The 18366-nt window shown below is 35.8% G+C and carries 14 protein-coding genes; 7 read left to right on the plus strand and 7 right to left on the minus strand.

The features are described 5' to 3' along the window. Positions 1-180 (plus strand): hypothetical protein (locus SB679_RS15150; RefSeq protein ID WP_410703127.1); only part of this gene is annotated, 180 nt, incomplete at its 5' end. Between the two features lie 351 nt (positions 181-531). On the opposite strand, the gene SB679_RS15155 is transcribed toward SB679_RS15150, so the two are convergent. From SB679_RS15155 to rpsA, 4 genes are all read right to left on the minus strand, one after another. Beyond that, positions 532-1527, minus strand: a complete 996-nt coding sequence (locus SB679_RS15155; RefSeq protein WP_410703128.1) for an alpha/beta fold hydrolase — start codon at positions 1525-1527, stop codon at positions 532-534. Positions 1528-1614: 87 nt separating this feature from the next. Beyond that, positions 1615-2589, minus strand: a complete 975-nt coding sequence (locus SB679_RS15160; protein ID WP_410703129.1) for an EamA family transporter — start codon at positions 2587-2589, stop codon at positions 1615-1617. 129 nt (positions 2590-2718) lie between these two features. Further along, positions 2719-5337 (minus strand): T9SS-dependent M36 family metallopeptidase, encoded by a 2619-nt coding sequence (locus SB679_RS15165; RefSeq protein WP_410703130.1) that lies wholly within the window; start codon positions 5335-5337, stop codon positions 2719-2721. A 280-nt stretch (positions 5338-5617) separates the two neighbouring features. After that, on the minus strand, positions 5618-7417 hold the full coding sequence (gene rpsA / locus SB679_RS15170; RefSeq protein WP_034715337.1) for a 30S ribosomal protein S1: 1800 nt from the start codon (positions 7415-7417) through the stop codon (positions 5618-5620). Positions 7418-7729: 312 nt separating this feature from the next. On the opposite strand from rpsA, the gene SB679_RS15175 reads away from it, so the two are divergent. The 3 genes from SB679_RS15175 to SB679_RS15185 all read left to right on the plus strand — a co-directional run bounded on the left by SB679_RS15175 (position 7730) and on the right by SB679_RS15185 (position 11244). Then, positions 7730-8998, plus strand: coding sequence for a carcinine hydrolase/isopenicillin-N N-acyltransferase family protein (locus SB679_RS15175; RefSeq protein ID WP_410703131.1), 1269 nt, complete (start codon positions 7730-7732; stop codon positions 8996-8998). Between the two features lie 72 nt (positions 8999-9070). Next, positions 9071-10378 (plus strand): DEAD/DEAH box helicase, encoded by a 1308-nt coding sequence (locus tag SB679_RS15180; RefSeq protein WP_410703132.1) that lies wholly within the window; start codon positions 9071-9073, stop codon positions 10376-10378. A gap of 41 nt (positions 10379-10419) precedes the next feature. Continuing rightward, positions 10420-11244 (plus strand): PhzF family phenazine biosynthesis protein, encoded by an 825-nt coding sequence (locus SB679_RS15185; protein WP_410703133.1) that lies wholly within the window; start codon positions 10420-10422, stop codon positions 11242-11244. A gap of 123 nt (positions 11245-11367) precedes the next feature. Here the strand turns inward: SB679_RS15185 and SB679_RS15190 are convergent, their stop codons facing one another. Continuing rightward, positions 11368-12261: an SMP-30/gluconolactonase/LRE family protein gene (locus SB679_RS15190; RefSeq protein ID WP_410703134.1), complete on the minus strand. Its 894-nt coding sequence runs from the start codon at positions 12259-12261 to the stop codon at positions 11368-11370. 361 nt (positions 12262-12622) lie between these two features. On the opposite strand from SB679_RS15190, the gene ccoG reads away from it, so the two are divergent. Beyond that, positions 12623-14065 (plus strand): cytochrome c oxidase accessory protein CcoG, encoded by a 1443-nt coding sequence (gene ccoG / locus SB679_RS15195; protein ID WP_410703135.1) that lies wholly within the window; start codon positions 12623-12625, stop codon positions 14063-14065. Between the two features lie 3 nt (positions 14066-14068). Here ccoG and SB679_RS15200 read toward each other — a convergent pair whose 3' ends face one another. Next, entirely contained in the window at positions 14069-14953 is an 885-nt protein-coding gene (locus SB679_RS15200; RefSeq protein ID WP_410703136.1) for an AraC family transcriptional regulator, read from the minus strand. A 240-nt stretch (positions 14954-15193) separates the two neighbouring features. Here SB679_RS15200 and SB679_RS15205 point away from each other — a divergent pair, with 240 nt between their 5' ends. Further along, positions 15194-15538 carry a MerR family transcriptional regulator gene (locus SB679_RS15205; RefSeq protein ID WP_034715348.1) on the plus strand — a complete coding sequence of 115 codons (345 nt, stop codon included), beginning with the start codon at positions 15194-15196 and terminating at the stop codon, positions 15536-15538. A gap of 208 nt (positions 15539-15746) precedes the next feature. After that, a complete protein-coding gene (locus SB679_RS15210; protein ID WP_410703137.1) occupies positions 15747-17039 on the plus strand; it encodes a hypothetical protein in 1293 nt (430 codons plus the stop codon). An 81-nt stretch (positions 17040-17120) separates the two neighbouring features. On the opposite strand, the gene SB679_RS15215 is transcribed toward SB679_RS15210, so the two are convergent. Next, complete coding sequence (locus SB679_RS15215; protein WP_410703138.1) at positions 17121-18344, minus strand: YncE family protein; 1224 nt, start codon at positions 18342-18344, stop codon at positions 17121-17123. Positions 18345-18366: the final 22 nt, after the last annotated feature.

An 18366-nucleotide genomic window follows, 5' to 3' on the forward strand; every position in this document is an offset into this window, starting at 1 on the left:
GCTCTGCGCTCCCCCTTAAGGGACTGCAAAGATACAAACTTTTTTAAATTATCAAAATTAAATCCTGATTATTTTTTAGTTCATTCCTTATCTCAATTACTGTCTCTGCGCTACCTACTATCTCTCGTTTTCAGTGGGGCAAAGATAGAAACTTTTAACCACCACACCAACTTTATTTAACATAAAGTTTACTTTTAATTCATATTATACACTAACTCCCTCACTTGTAGAAGGTAAAATTTAAACATTTATTTAAATTTGGGGAGGTATACTTCTATATGGATCATAGGACCTGTATATTTCGGTTAAAGCCGAGGAATATTTTTTATTGACTTTATTTATTGAGGCCGGGCTAAAGCCCAACACTATTGAATGTTTATTATTCTAGATAGAATATGAGGACAACATTATCGGTTAATATTATTTCTAATATAAACCGATGGATCTTTCTGCTTTTTCTGTTATACTATAATATAAGGTAGAGCCACAATGCCATTTTATTTTAAACTTATTGTATTTGATCAGGCTGCATTATTTAACAAAATTATATAAAGCATCAAAAAACATTGAATATACTTCTATGTGGGGAAGATGTCCAACGTTTTCAATCTCTATCAATTTTGATCCGGAGATTTCTTTTTGGGTTTTCTTTCCCAGTTCTTGATACTGTCCCATTTTAGATTGAAGTTCTTTGGGCGCTCTGTCTTTTCCTATAGCAGTCCGATCTCTGGTCCCAATAATTAATAAGGTAGGAACTTTAATGTTTTTAAATTCATAACAAACCGGCTGGTTGTAGATCATGTCTGAAGTGAGTGCAGCATCCCAAGCTACTTGTGGATAGTCTTTATGTAATGTCCATCCAGCGATCAGATCTAACCAAGGTTGGTATTCATCTTTCCATTTATTATCATAATAAAATTTCATCTGATACTTTTTGTAGGTATCAGCCGTATTTTTCAATTCAGATTGATATGCCTGGTCGATGGTTTGATACGAAGCGAATGTTTTATAGTCTTCCAGGCCGATAGGATTTTCGAGAATTAGTTTTTGAACGCGATCCGGATACAGCAATGTAAACCGTACAGCTACCATTCCCCCCATTGAATGTCCTAAAACGATAGTCTTATCAATTTTAAGCTGATCCAGAATTGCCTTTGTATTTTCAGCAAGTTGAGAAAAAGAGAATTGATAGTTATGAGGTTTTGAAGATTTTCCAAATCCAATCTGGTCCGGAATGATCACTCTGAACCCTTTATCTGAAAGGTCTTTTGCCGTTCTTTCCCAATAGGCTCCATTAAAATTCTTTCCATGAAGCAGCATGATCGTTTTTCCATTAGAGTTTTGGGGATGAACATCCATATAAGCCATCTTCAAATTGTTATCCTGAGACTGGAGATCAATAAAATGGACTTCATAGGGATATTGGTAATTTGAAAGCACAGCATCCAAAGGTTTTATTTGAGAGAACATCAAAGTTGGCACAATCGATAGTATGATTACTGTTATTATATGTTTGCAATATTTCATGAAATTTTATTTTAGTTATAAAAATAAAAAAAACCGCTTCAAAGGAAACGGTTTTCGACTGTTATTTTAATTTAAACATTTATTTTTTTAAGATAATTCTGCTACTTTAAGTTCTTTCTTAGGCAGATTCATTAAAACAATGGCGAAAAGAATCAGAATAATTCCAATCCATTGTATTAAAAATACTTTTTCACCCAGCAACACAAAGGCCATCGTTACAGAAACCGGAAGTTCTAATGATGACACGATACTTCCCAACCCCAATCCTGCATTTGGAAAACCTATATTGAATAAGACAGGCGGAATAATGGTTCCGAATAACGCCAGAATAAATCCGTATGTCCAGAATATTGAGTAATTAAATGAGTGAATGTGTTCTGTATTATCTGTAAAGTTTAAATACACTGATCTTAACCCTTCAGAGTAAAGCGGCCCTATCTGGGCGAAAAATAAGAACAGAAGTACAACAACAGATCCTCCCAGCAGCATAATAATACTTTTCCGGAAAACAGGAAGATGAGTCGCCAAGGTATTGGATGTAAACATTGTCATAGTATAAGATCCCGCTGCCATTAGTCCCCAGAAGACTCCATGCCAGTCAAGCTCAATATCCATATTGATAAGGTTAGTGGCTAAGACTGTTCCTAATAAAACAATAACTACTGATATTACCATTCTTGCATTCGGTAGTTTTTTCGCCAAAATACTCTCTACAACAACACTGAACCAAACGGACTGCATTAAAAGTACAATAGCAATGGATACATTAATGTATTGTACGGCGATATAATAAAACAGACTGGTACACCCAAGAGAAGTTCCAGCGAGCATAAGCATTTTCACTTCTTTGGAACTTGGTGACGATAATCTTTGTTTTGATGTTATTGTCTGGATAAAATTAAGGATTAAAAGCCCTACGATTCCCAGTAAAAATTGCGATGTGGTGACTTCGGAAGTCGTGTAGCCATCATGATAAGACATTTTTACAAATGTTGCTAACATACCATATATACTGGCCCCGATCCCTACAAATAAAACTCCTTTTAGTATATTCTTCTTCATATTTTTTTTTTTAACAGCCCGCAAATTTACGACATATTAATTTAAATCACCGTCAGCATTGGTATGATAGATAAACAAAATCGTCCCAGGCAGGCCTGAGACGATCTTTATCATTGATGAGATGAATTTTTATTTTTTTACAATCACTTTTGATAAAGCATCGAAACCAAGGCCTTTTACTTTAACCATATATGTTCCGTTGATTAATCTGTTGGTAGAAATTGCTTTTTTAGCATCCGGAGAAATTTTATCTTCAGAAGAAACCAACTTACCTGACATATCATAGATTTCAACACTTACTTTTCCAAGGGTATTGCTTGGGAAGTTGATATAGAATTCATCTTTAGCAGGGTTTGGATAGATAGAAATGGTATTTTTAACCGCTTTTATTTCTTCTGTTGAAAGTGCAGAACAATCATCCGGCAGTAATAAACTTTCTGTCTGATCATTAATATTTGTTTTACTTCCTGCTGATGCACCAGCTCCCAAACCTCTTTTAGCAAAAACTCTCCAGATCATACATTTATCCTGTCCTCCGGTTGTTGCCATTTCAGCAGCTAAGATTGCATTCCTACCATCAATAAAGGTAGGATTACAAGCCTGAAGCTTCAATGCATCCGTTACCAGTTGCAACACTCTGGAGCTTCCGTTAGTAGTATTTGCTGTAACATCTGATGAATACCCATATTTTTCAACATACTTCCAATGCAAATCCCATAGCATGGTTGCCCATACAAATCCTATAGAATGGACATCAGGAACTAAAACATTATTCGCATTTGGATACTCCATCCCATTAGTATCAGTATAGGTAAAATTATTGATCGTAAAATCAGGAGAATACTTTGCTGGTCTTATACCATCGCCTGTGATTGACTCCCCTGCTGCATAGGTTCCCATACCTCTCGCTACAGATGCATTATCTCCTTCTTTATTGGTTAGCATTATTGCAAAGAAATCGGACCAGCCCTCACCCATTTGTTCTTTATCAGCAGATGAATTCAGACAGTTATACCCTGTACCTGTTAATCTATTTGATATTCCATGTCCATATTCATGGGTAACGATTCCGTTATCAAAGCTTCCATCTGGTGTTATACTTGTTGCAGGATCATTTTTCAGTGTTACATTTACAGTTGTATTTGCTGTAAGCTGACTTTTAATATATTCGCCTTCAGCATTTGTAATTAATACTGATGGTATAGTAACGGTAGCATCTGTTCCAGACATATTGGATAAAGTAGATCCATTAGCCGTGTTGTTATAAATAATAGCTGCTGTTGCCCCAGCATCCTGAAGGGTTTTTGTTTTAATAACAAATGAGCAAGTTCCTCTTTCCACCAAACCAATTTTTCCAGCAAGTGATCCTGCTGGCAACGCTGTACATCCATCCAATACTGAGGAAAGCTGTACATTACCTGTTACTCCGGTTGCATCTAAAGGGTTACCAAACACAGCTGTTCCTGCTCCAGGCTGGTGGGTAATAGCAGAAGCGGGTGTATTATAAAAAAATAATCTCGTAACTGTAGACCAAAGATACATCTGCATTTTCGGATTGTAATTATCGGGAGGTGAGGAAAAGTTAGCGTTATTCAAGCCACCACCATCTTGTGCTTCTGCATATACTGAATCATCATCTAGTCCACCATTTGCGAAATTGTTCTGTTGGAAATTTTTTGCAGACTCTGTGAAACCGAATTTGTAAAATACATCATGAATTCTATTATTTAAATAAAATAAATTCGTGATCGCAGCATTTTGATTAGCCGTAGATGTTCCGTTAATACTAAAAGGAAAATCAAAATTTCTTGACGCTCCTCCTTCTGCTGAAAGTCCTGGTGCATTTATACCAGCCGTATCTTCGTAAGCATATACATTATTTCCTCTGGTATAGGTATAATGATTGGTACCATCAGAATGCCAACCTTCTGGCGACGCCTGTAACGTCCATGGATTGGTAATAACAGATCTTGATCCAAACGTAGCTGCTTCAATAGGCAGTGGAAATACATTATATGAAGCTGCGTCCGGAAGTAATAATGAAAAATTATTCTGATCTGTTTTAGTTTCCGGGCCAGTCATTACATTTCCAATATGATCTAAATGGGTATCATCAGTTTCTGACGCATAAGAATGCGGTCGGAAGTTACATGACAAGGTAAGGTTAATTTTTTCTAAAATAGACCCGGTATTAGCATCAACCAGAATATCCCAGTAATTAGAAGATTTTGGTTCTTGTAAAATATATTCGTAAGCGAGACGTAAATTCCCATTCCCGTCATTGGCATAGACTAACCTTTGATTCGCTGAGCTAGCTCTCTTTCCATTTTTTTCCAGAAATCCAAGGATTGAGAAATTAGCGACTTCTGAAATTTTTAATTCATCTGCTATCTTTTGAAGTGCAGTGGTTTTATTGATTGCTGCAGCATTTGGCGTAGATGAATTGTAATCATGCACAAAAGTATCTGTATAATACACTACTTTGCCATCCTGAACCAATGCAGTTCCTACAGAGTTATGAACGGGCAGTCCATTATACGTCTGTTGAAATTTGACGACGCTTCCTTTTAATGATTTTGAATTATCAACATTGTCGACAATAAAATTGGTAAGGTCAGACTTTTTATATTCTCTTATCTTGTTTTGAGAAATATAGTCTTTAATCAGTTTCTCGTTATCTTGTGAAAATAAAGAGGAAGGAATCACTGCGAATACAGCAAACAAAAGGGGTAAAGTTATCTTTTTCATTTCTACTAATAAAGGCGCTAATTTACAAATAATTCACATTCAGAAATTACTTTATTTAAAAATTTTACAAAATAAACAAATTACTAATAAATAGTCCACACAAAAACTGATTTTACATTTTCCACAACACCTAAATAATTATGTTTCCGGCATAAACAAATCAGTTTAAGCCTGTGTAATATATACCTGGTAGAAATGTATGTTTCCTTTAAAGATCAACACTATTTCACAAAAAAAGCCACTCTTTCGAGTGGCTTCAGATATTCATATGGTGTAAGGATTATTTACCCTCTTCCATTTTTCTTTTCAATTCTGCTAATGCATCGATATCTCCAAGAGTTGATCTTTCTTCGTTGTTTGAAGAAGATGATGTATTATTAGATCTGTTGTTAGAAGATTCTCTTACGTTTTTCTTCTCTTCATCTCTAAAGATACCAGTATGAGATACTACTACTCTTTTGAATTCTTTGTTGAATTCGATTACTTTAAACTGAGCATCTTCACCTTTTTTGATTTTAGATCCATCTTCTTTCTCTAATAATCTTGAAGGACAGAATGCTTCAACTTCAGCATCTTCGAATTGTACAGAAGCTCCTTTATCGTGAACTTCTACAGCTTTACCAGCGTGGATAGTTCCTTCAGCATATTTAGTTTCGAATTTATCCCATGGGTTCTCAGTCAATTGCTTGTGACCTAGAGATAATCTTCTAGCTTGGATGTCTAATTCTAGAACTACAACATCTAATTTATCACCTACTGCACAGAACTCAGATGGGTGCTTGATTTTCTTAGTCCAAGAAAGATCAGAGATGTAGATTAATCCATCGATACCTTCTTCTAATTCTACAAATACACCAAAGTTAGTGAAGTTTCTTACCGTTCCTACATGCTTAGATGCAACTGGGTATTTAGCTTCAATATTTTCCCATGGATCTTTAGATAATTGTTTCATACCTAAAGAGATTTTTCTGTCTTCTCTATCTAAAGTAAGTACTTCAGCTTCTACTTCATCACCTACTTTTACGAAATCTCCTGCAGATCTTAAGTGAGTAGACCAAGACATTTCAGAAACGTGGATCAATCCTTCTACACCTGGAGCGATTTCTACGAATGCACCATAGTCAGCAAGAACTACTACTTTTCCTTTTACTTTATCTCCAACTTTCAAGTCAGCAGAAAGAGCATCCCAAGGATGAGCTTCTAATTGCTTCATACCTAACTGGATTCTAGTTTTCTCATCATCAAAGTCAAGGATAACCACTTTCACAGTTTGTCCGTCTTCTAAGATTTCAGATGGGTGGTTCACTCTAGACCAAGATAGATCTGTAATGTGAATCAATCCGTCTACACCTCCTAAGTCGATGAATACACCGTAAGAAGTAATATTCTTAACAGTACCTTCAAGAACCTGACCTTTTTCAAGTTGAGCGATGATTTCTTTTTTCTGACCTTCGATATCTGCTTCGATCAATGCTTTGTGAGATACTACTACGTTTTTGAACTCAGGGTTGATTTTCACAACTTTGAACTCCATAGTTTTACCTACGAACTGATCGTAATCTTTAATTGGCTTAACATCAATTTGAGAACCTGGTAAGAATGCTTCGATTCCGTGAACGTCAACGATCATACCTCCTTTAGTTCTAGACTTAACAAAACCGTTAACGATTTCTCCAGTTTCGTGAAGTTCGTTTACTCTATCCCAAGCTTTAAGCGTTCTAGCTTTTCTGTGAGATAACTGTAATTGTCCTGTTTTGTCTTCTCTTCTGTCTACCATTACTTCAACTTCGTCACCTACTTTTAGGCCTGGGTTGTAACGGAATTCGTTAAGAGAAATAACACCTTCTGATTTGAAGTCGATGTCAACGATAGCTTCTTTATCAGTTAATCTTACTACTTTACCAGTGATAACGTCGTTATCATTTAAACTGCTTAAAGATCCGTTGTAGATTTCCTCTAAATCGCTTTTTTCTTTTCTTGCGTCTGCATCAAGACCTGATTCGAAAGAATCCCAATCAAATTGTTCTGGTGCTACGTTTTGGTTTAAAATAACCTCTGCTGAATTTGTCTCTTTTGACATTTTCTAATAAAATTTGTATTCCTTCTTTTTTAATGGTCTGAATAAATGTGGATTTAAAAAATACGGAAGTAATTAATTTATAATATTTTACCTTTTCAAACCTTACCCACAAAAAGTGGTGCAAAGATATGAAATTTATTTACAATGAACAACAGATTTTTCTTCTCTGTATAATTCATACTCAATAAAAATATTACCCTGTAATCCAGAACATCTTTATCTCTATTGCTTTATAAATCAATATTTTATTTTAAGCCGCGCTTTAACAACCTGACTTTATTCTAATCCAACCATGCATAAAACAATATAATCATGCACAAACATTTCCTTCTATTATTAACCTGCATCTTATTTTATAGCAGCCATACAATAAAAGCCTGTACGATCTTTTCCTGTTCCAGAGGAGGAGAAGCTTTCGCCGCAGCTAATGAAGATGACACCACTCCTTTTACCAGAATATGGTATAATCCCGCTACAAAAGACCGCTACGGATCAGTCTGTTTCGGGGCACCGGATATGCAGGTAGCATCAGCAATGAATGAACACGGATTATTTTTTGATTTCGCCGCAGCCAATTATGACCTCAGTAAATTAGCAGCTCCAAATCTTCATAAAGGATTTCTAATGTGGGAAATATTAGGAAAATGCAGAAATGTGAAAGAAGCGATGGTGTATCTCAAGAAATATAACTTTTATGGCCAGGCTAAGATTTTAATCGCAGACAAAGAAGGAAATTCTATTGTAGTAAATCCAAAAGAGATTATTGAAAAGAAGGGTGAATTTCAGGTGAATGCCAACTGCAATATGCTAAATGGAAAATTATCTTGCAGAAGACCTGATATAGCTAACGAAATGCTTGCAGGTTCAAAGCAGAACGGTGTAGAGTTTTTAAAAACGATACTGGATAAAACACATCAGGAAGGGGAACTCAACACCCTATACTCCACTATTTATGATTTGAAAAAAGGAATCATCTATGTCTATCTTTTTCATAATTTCAATACAGTGTATTCCATAGACTTAAAAGCTGAACTGAAAAAGAGCTATCGAATAGAGAATCTTGCAGATCATTTTTCTACCAATTTTGCCTATGAAAACTATTCAAAAAATCACGCGCTCTACCTTAAAGAATCTATTTTCCAGGAAATAACAGACAAAGGATTAGATCCAACTATTGATCATTATATTGCAGAAAGCGAAAAAACATCAGCCACCAACAAAAACCTTGACCCGGCTTTGCTGGAAGTAGCCTTACAGCTTATTAAATACTCATGGAATGCCCATACCAACGGTGGAATGTGGGGCTATTGGTTCAGTGTGCCGGAAGGCTATGAAGTACTGCAATACAAAGATCCTAAAATAGATGCGGCGCAAAAACTGTTGCAGTATTTATCTGCTAAAGATTCTTCAGATCCCAAGCTTCAAAATTTCATGTATGAAATATCCGGCTTTACAAATCTTATCCAGGGAAACAGGGACACAGCAAGAGAATTGTATGAAAAAGCAATACACAATCCCGACCAGACTTATACTGTTACTTTGACGCGTGGAAAAGAAATGCTGAATAGAATCAGCAGGTAATTTCTGCCTGTTTATTGCTTTTTATTTTACATTTCCCATTCGCAAACCGTTCCTTTATTTTAACTTTGCAGCATGGAATTAGAATCAATATATCAAAAACTGCAGATTCAGGATATGAATCAGATGCAGAAATCTACATATAAAACCTCTGAAAATAATACGGATGTTGTTTTGCTCTCTCCTACGGGTTCAGGGAAAACACTCGCTTTTTTATTTCCGGTCCTTCGGAATCTTAAAAAAGATGTTTCAGGAATCCAGGCATTGATTTTAGTTCCGGCAAGAGAACTGGCGCTTCAGATTGAACAGGTTTTCAAATCAATGGGAACCGATTTTAAGGTTTCTGTCTGCTATGGCGGCCACGATAAAAAAATTGAAGTCAACAATTTAATTGAAGCTCCGGCTGTTTTAATCGGAACTCCGGGAAGAATCGTCTACCACTTGAGAAATAACAATTTTGATCCTTCAACGATTAAAACTTTGGTACTGGATGAGTTTGATAAGGCATTGGAATTAGGCTTCCATGAGGATATGGAATTCATATCGAATTCTCTGAGAGGTCTTTCCCAAAGAATTTTAACTTCTGCCACCGCTATGGATGATATTCCAAAGTTTACAGGATTAAAAAATGAAAAAATTATCGACTTTTTAAAATTGAGTGAAGTAAAACCTGATATTCAACTGCGAAAAGTAATGACTATTTCGGAAGAGAAACTGGATACTTTATTTAATTTAATATGTAAAATCGGCAACAAAAGAACATTAATCTTCTGTAATCACCGTGAAGCGGTAGACCGTATTTCTGACCTTCTGGCTGACAAAGGAATCGACAGAGAAACTTTCCACGGCGGAATGGAACAGGATGAAAGAGAACGCGCCCTGCTGAAATTCCGAAACGATTCTGCCAGAATTTTAATAACGACAGATCTTGCTTCCAGGGGACTTGATGTTCCTGAAGTGGAATCTATCGTTCACTATCAGCTGCCTTCCAAAGAAGATGCTTTTATTCATAGAAACGGACGTACAGCGAGAATGAATGCTAAAGGTTTCGCTTATTTAATCATGACTGCGGAAGAGAATTTCCCGTTTATTAAAAACAATACTCCTGAAGAAACGGTTGCCGGATTCGATAAAATACCTGGAAAGACACCTTTCCAAACGGTTTATATCAGTGCCGGTAAAAAGGACAAAGTGAATAAAGTAGACATTGTAGGATATTTAATTAAAAAAGGGGAACTTCAAAAGGAAGATATCGGTTTGATTGAAGTAAAAGACACCACTTCTTATGTTGCCGTTGCAAGGGCAAAAGTAAATGCTTTGCTGAAGAAATTGTCCACGGAAAAGCTGAAAGGAAAAAAAGTAAAAATGGAAGTCGCTTATTAATTAAGACTAAAACATCAAATTAATTTTTATAAAATTCATATATGAAAATTAAAACATTCATTGTAGATGCGTTTACTGATAAATTATTCAAAGGAAATCCTGCTGCTGTTTGTATTTTAAAACAGCCTGTCAACGAAGAAAATATGATTCAGATTGCCAAAGAATTTGGTTTTTCGGAAAGCGCATTTGTGATTCAAAAGGGACCGTCTGATTTTTCTATACGTTATTTTTCTCCGGTCACTGAAATCCCTTTATGCGGGCACGCTACGATAGCATCTGCAAAAGTTTTATTTTCGGAATACCAGCATCTCAATAACATAACATTCCAAACTCAGTTTGGCCATACTCTTGAACTTAACAATAATATTGATCAGATTGAGATGGTCTTTCCTGTACATAAGACTCAAAAATCTCTGTTTCCTGATGATCTAAAAGAAGCAATCGGGATAAAAAACATCATCAATTGTGAATATAATGAGGATCATAATATTCTGATGGTGGAAATAGAAAGCAGCAAGGAACTGCAGGATTTAACCCCCGATTTTGCCGTACTGAAACAGATCAAAACACCAATCAGCGGAGTTCTGGTAACAGCCACTTCTTTGAAAACCGATTATGATTTTGAGTACCGCTACTTCTGGCCATGGTCGGGATCCAATGAGGATCCTGTGACGGGAGGGGTACAAAGCTTTTTATGTAAATACTGGTCTTTGAAACTTGATAAAAAGATTCTTCGTGCCTTTCAATGCTCTGAACGCACAGGAAGTATGGAGGTTGAATTAAGAGGAGATAAAACAATAATAAGAAGCAATGCTGTAATATTCCTAACCGGTGAGATTGATCAGCTAACAGATGAATCTATGTAATACTGAAATGATTTGGAGCTAAACTTCAAAAATTAATTTTAGAATAAAACCTGTTTTACAGATAATAAAAATAGCTGATGAAAGTAATCTTACAAATTATTTCATCAGCTATTTCTCTGACAATTATTTTACTCCTCTTACTTTAGTTGGTAATATGTAAACAGATTTTGAGGCCGTGATGAATAGTACATCATTGTTTTTCCCTCCAAAAGCAACATTAGACGTCCATTTTTCAGGAATAGGAATCTGATAAATCTTTTTCCCGCCACGATTGAAAATATGTACTCCATTTCCTGTTAAATAAAGACTTCCGTGTTTATCTACCGTAATTCCGTCTGAGCCCATTTCACAAAAGAGTCTTTTTTCAGATAATTTTCCTTCACCTAGAATATCATATACATAGGTTTTTCCAGCATCGATATCTGAAACGTATAATTTTTTAAACTTCTCACTCCCCACAATTCCATTTGGTTGGGTGAAGGTGTCCAGTTTGGTTATTTTTCCATTTTTATTTCTGTAATACAGACTTTTATCAGGAATTTCTTTCTTAAAATTAGTCCAGTAATCTCTTTCATATAGCGGATCCGTGAAATACATTCCTCCGAAAGAATCATTCCATACATCATTTGGTCCGTTCAGTCTTTTGCCTTCAAAACCTCTGAATAAAACCTGTATTTTTTTATCTTTTGAGATCTTCCACATTTCTCCCTGGTCGTCGGAACAGGTGATCAGGTTATCATCTTTATCGAAATTAGTACCGTTTGCCCTTCCCGTTTTATTTAAAAATTCGATCACTTTATTAGATTTCCAGTCCCAATAATAAATTTTATCATTCGGCTGATCCGTGAAATAAACATTTCCTTCTTTATCCGAAGATGGTCCTTCAGTAAAACTAAATTGATCCGAAACGACTTCCGGCTGAACCCCATCATAAAACATATTCTTGTAATTTACTGATTTACAGTTTACTAATACGAAAACCAAACCAATGAGCCCTGTTTTAAATATATTTTTCATTTCCTTATTATAAAGTTCACAATTTACGAATTGGACTCATACAATACCAACCTTATTCTCTCATTTTGATTTATTAACAAAAAATCACAGCATCTCCGATTGTGAAATATCTTCTTTACATCAGTTATTTCATTAACCTGTTTAAATAATCCTTTTACAAATGTACATCATCTGATTTCAAAAATGTCCTAATAATCCTATTTTACAAGTAGATACTATTAGTAACAAAATAGTTTATTTCAGAGCTTTGCATAAACGAAAAGAGGATTCATTTTCTTATGAAAATGTTTCAACAAATGGGATATTAATCAAGCTTTAAGAGATTATATGACAATCTTTTAAGCGTAATACAAGTACAGCAATGAGCATAGAGCCCGGAAATATAACAACTTCAGCTATTGAAAATGAAGATTTCAGAAATTCAGTAGGAACAATGGATGAAACCGGAAACCGGAAATGGGTGTTTCCCCGGAAACCTAAAGGAAAATATACCAATTACAGAAATTACACGAGTTATCTCCTGCTGGCCTTATTTTTTGGACTCCCTTTCATCAAGATTAACAACAATCCTTTTTTGCTGATTAATGTTATCGACCGAAAATTTTTCATCGTAGGACAGCCTTTTTATCTTCAGGATTTTTTCATTCTTGCTCTGGGAGCAGTGACTTCAGTAATCTTTGTTATGCTGTTCACCGTGGTATTTGGAAGAATATTCTGTGGCTGGCTATGTCCGCAAACCCTGTTCATGGAAATGGTTTTCCGTAAAATTGAATATTGGATCGAAGGAGACCGAAATAAACAGATGAAGCTGGAGAGACAGGAATGGGATGCTGAAAAAATACGGAAAAGAGTGACAAAATGGTCGGTTTTCCTTTTGGCATCATTGCTCATCAGTCATTTTATGTTCATGTATATTGTAGGCTATGAAGAGGTTTTAAACATTATGATGCAGGGTCCGGCAGAAAGTCCTTTCCAGTTCATGGGGATGCTGGCTTTTACGGCAACGTTTTATTTCACTTTCGCCTGGTTGCGTGAGCAGGTATGTACACTGGTTTGTCCGTATGGAAGGCTTCAGGGAGTGTTAATCGACAAGCAGACCATTAATGTATATTATGATTTTAAGCGGGGAGAAAACCGTTCAAAATGGAGAAATAATGAAGACAGAAAAACAGAGGGAAAAGGCGACTGTATCGATTGTCATCAATGTGTAGTGGTTTGCCCAACCGGTATCGATATCAGAAACGGCCAGCAGTTGGAATGTGTTAACTGTACCGCCTGTATTGATGCCTGCGATGAAGTAATGGAAAAAGTCGGGATGCCTAAAGGACTGATCCGCTATGCCACAGAAGCCGAAATCGAGAATCAGGAACAGTTCAAGTTTACCGCAAGAATGAAAGTCACTACCCTTTTCCTTGCTTTGCTTATTGGATTTCTTGGATTCCTGATGTACGACAGAGGATCAATGGAAGCAAAATTCATCAAACCTGCAGGATCCACCTTCTTTATTAAAAATGGTAAAATAACAAATACGTTCATTTATACCCTTCTGAACAAAACCAATCAGAAAAAGACCATTACGATTAAAGTCCTTACTCCTGAACATGCTGAAATCACCTACTTTGGATCAGACAAAATCACTTTGAAAGGGGATGAAATTCTGAAAGGAAATATCAACATCACTTTTCCGGAAGATGACATTAAGTTTTCAAAACAGAATATGGTGATCGGTGTTTTTGATGAAAAAGGGGAAATGCTGGATTCTTTCGACACTACTTTTGAAGGTCCTTTTAAACTTTCTCTATAATTATTAAGCCTTATATTTCTTTATAAATTGCGTGGGAGTCATTCCGGAATTTTTTCGGAATACTCTCACAAAATAGGAATATTCTTCATAGCCTAACCGAAAAGCAATTTCTCCAAGACTTTCATCAAGGTACATCAGCATTCTTTTGGCTTCCAGGACCACCCGCTCTGTAATCACATCCGTTGCTGTTTTCTGAACGGTGGTTTGGGCAATTCTGTTCAAATGTTTGGGTGAAATCTCCAGCAAAGACGCATAATACGCCATGGATTTCTGGGTGGTAAAATGCTGTTCCAGCAGATTTTCAAAATGCTGGTAATGCTTAAAATAAGAAATACTTGCGGGTGAGGCCAGATGTTGGTAGTCTTTTGAAAACTGCCTTGCCGCATGGATGAAAATCTGTGACATTACAGAGAGAATATACGATTCTTTCATTAAATGTTGAGAATGGTATTCTTTTCCCAGCTCTTCAAACTGAGCAATGCATTTCTTCAGATCATCAGACTGCAACTGAAGTTTTCTGGGAAATGCCACAGAACCGAAAAAGGGAAAATTTTTAAGCTTCTGATTAACATAATGCATCTCATAATATTCCTGAGAACAAAAGAAAATATAGCCATCTATGTCTTCAGAGAGCTCCCAACTATGGATTTGGCCCGGTGATAGAAAAAACAGACTGCCTGCGGAAACTTCGTACTTTTGGAAATCAATTTCATGAACGCCTTCTCCTTTCGTAAAAAGAACGGCTGCATAGAAATCATGACGGTGAGGTTTTTCAATATGTTTATGCCCCAACACCAAATGGTTTTTCATTGAGTTGAAATAAAAATCCGAGGCTTGGGTTCCCGGCTGGAAAAGATCAATATGAAGTACGGAGATCGAATTTACCACCTATATTTTTTTAAGCAAACAAATGATTTGCTGATTATAAAAATACTATAAATAAAAGCAAACTGCAAGTTCTGCCTGTACTGAATGAAGAAATTGACATCATCAAATTGAAAATATGTTGAAATATAGCCATTCGAAGTGAAGGAAACGGTTGTTACAGAACATTTAAACAAATATTTGACCCTGCATATTTGGGTTAAACTTTAAAAAATTTTATCTTTGGCTTTTAGGATTCATACAATGAAGATAAATTTACCTGATAAGCTATATTATTCAATAGGAGAAGTAGCTAAAGCATTTGATGTAAACACCTCATTAATACGCTATTGGGAGCAGGAATTCCCTATTATTAAGCCTAAAAAGAACAAGAAAGGGAACCGTTACTTCACTCCTGAAGACATCAAGAACCTTCAGATGATCTATCATCTGGTAAAGGAAAAGGGATATACTTTAGACGGTGCACGTGTTGCACTGACAACAAACAGTAAAATTTCTGAGACTGTAACCCTTATTGACCGTCTGGAGTTTGTAAAAGCTGAGCTTTTAAAGCTTAAAGATTCTCTGGGAGAGAAAGATTCTGAATAATGTAATCAAAAATACATAATAAAAGCTTCCTTTGGAGGCTTTTTTTGTGCTTAATGGTTTAGAAATCTTGGGGTTATAAGGTAAAACCATTCACCATAAAAAGTATTTTTGTGTATTTTAAAAATCATTATAAAGAATTTATATTCTAAAATAATGCATTCCTATGCTTACCATTGCTTCACTTTGCTTTTATCATTAAGTTTACGATATGATGAAAAAAAGCTATTACCAAAAACTGGCATTGATGGGATTATTGCCCATTGCCTTATTGATCTTTCAGCAGTTTACGAGCAAAGAAAAAGGAAGTTTTTCTGATGTAAAATTCATTACAGAAGCAAAGGTTCCTCTTGACTTAACTGAATTTGACCCTAACGTTCTGGATGAGCAGCAATGGCAAAAGCTCGGCTTTACTGAAAAGCAGATTTCAACCATTCTGAACTATAAAAAAATAGTAGGCGGAAAGTTCACCTCCAAGGAACAGCTAAAAAAATGCTATGCGATCTCCAGCGACCAATTCAAAGTCCTGGAATCATATATTCTTCTTCCGGAAAATGGTAGAGCATCTTCTGCAGCAGCATTTAAAAGTTTTGAGAAAAGGCAGCTTACAATTTCAAGAAAATTCAATCCTGACGAACTTTCTGTTGATGACTGGATGGCTATGGGATTGAGCGAAAAACAGTCTCAAGCTATTTTAAAATATAAAAATTATTTAGGTGGAAGCTTTATCAGCAAAGAGAAGTTTAAAGACTGTTTTATTATTTCCACTGAGAATTATAAAAAATTAGACCCCTATTTGCTTCTTCCTGCAAAAACGCCTGAGAATTATAAAAATTTCTCTAAAAATTACAATAAAGAGAAACAAAAAATACAATATCATTCTTTTGATCCTAACAGTACGGATACAAATGGCTGGCAATCGCTTGGCTTTTCGGAAAAACAAGCTCTGGGTATTATCAATTACCGGGACAGAATCTTAAAAGGAAGCTTTAAAAGCCCGGAAGACCTCCAGAAATGCTTTATGATTTCTGCTGAAAAATTTGAAGAATTAAAACCTTATATTAAAATTATCCCATCTATTGCAACTGCTACAAAAAAGACAGAAACTAAGCAGGAAACCGATTTTTCAAAAATCAATCTGAATGCGATTACGTTCAAACAGCTTGTGGAATTTGGTCTGGATGAAAAAAGTGCTGCATCTATTCTGGGTTTTAGAAAAAAACTGGGTGGATTTATCAATAAGCAACAAATTCTTGATACGTATAATATTGATAAGGAAATCGTCGGAAAATTAATTTCTACATGCCCGCTCGATAATTCTGGAGTTGCCAGGTATACTTTGGTTACAGCTCCTGAAGAATGGCTGAAGGAACATCCTTATTTTAAATATTCTGCTGATAAAATTATATTCTACCGGACAACCTACCCTGATGACAGGAAGATTCTGAAGCTTTTAAAATTAAAGCCTGAGTATGAGGAAAGAATGAAATTATATTTAAAATAACTGGAAACCCTACAGCAAAAACTACCCAAAACAGCAGATACTATTTTGGGTAGTTTCTCATCTGAGGCATTATTTTAAGTTTTAGTGGTGCATGTAGCTGCTTGGACCATTAGTTCCTTCAATGGATTCAGGCAGTATTCCATATTTGCCGCGTAAATCGACTGTACCTAAGGTTTTCCCCGTCTCGATTTCAATAACACTAATAGTGCCAGAATTTAAGTTAGGAATATTCAACAAGTTATTTTGTACTGCGACAACTTCTTTTCCTTTTTTCGTCTTAAAGAAAACCATATGATGGGCTCCTTTATCTGCGGTAAGGGTTTTTAAAAGTTTTAGCTGAGGAAGGTTGCTTATATCAAAGACCAAAACTTTTCCGGGATCTGCAAAACTTACATAGAGCCTGCTGTTATCATCAATGTACATTTCGAGTGCCCAGCCTAATCCTAGTGTACTCCCATCAAACAATTTGGTAAAAGCATCATATTTTTTGGTGGTCGCATTGTATGGAGCAATCCAGATATCACCGCCCAGCATTGTTGTTGCAAGGGCATATTGTGGAAATTTTCCACGCAGTAACAGAACCTCGACAGGACTGGACATATCCGTTGGTGAGTCTGCGACCAGATAGGTTTCTTTCAATTCATAGGTGTTTAGATCTAATAAAGTACAAGTGTTCCCCATCCCAGTAGTAAGATCCGGGTGAATGGTTGAAGTGACCATCATTATTCCTTTTTCCTCATTAACAGAAATACCATGGGGATACATAATAAATTGATTTGGATTGGTTTGAATGGGCGCCTTAATCGTTTTGATAAGCTGGTTAGTATTTGCATTAAAAACACCTATACTGCCATCTTTTGGCCCTCCTGCTCCGCCCATAAAAGTCATCAAATATCTTCCGTCATTGGTGAAAAACAAATTTTCTCCTACTGTATTCTCTCCTGTATCAATAGGTGTTGCATTAACTAATTTTGGCTGTCCATTTTTGTCTTTTTCCGTTTTTATCTGGTACAGATAACTTCCTCCTAAAGCAGTGGAATATAATTTGTTGGCACTCTGATTATAATAAAGATGGTGCGGCAGGACACCAACCCCTAATTCAAGTTTGCTGCTAATACTTCCAAAATTTGGGGCTTCAGGATCGAGCTCAATGACAGCTATTCCATCCGGTAATCCATTCAGGCTTCTATAGTCAATGTAAAAAGCAGTATCGTGCGGAAGCTCCGAATTATGATCATCATTTTGGCAATTACACAATGTTATTAAAATAAAAATAAGGGAAAGTGGGCTAAATTTTAATTTCATGGGTTTAGTTTTTTATTAGTTA

This window comes from Chryseobacterium sp. SIMBA_029 (assembly GCF_046535275.1).
GTDB lineage: Bacteria > Bacteroidota > Bacteroidia > Flavobacteriales > Weeksellaceae > Chryseobacterium.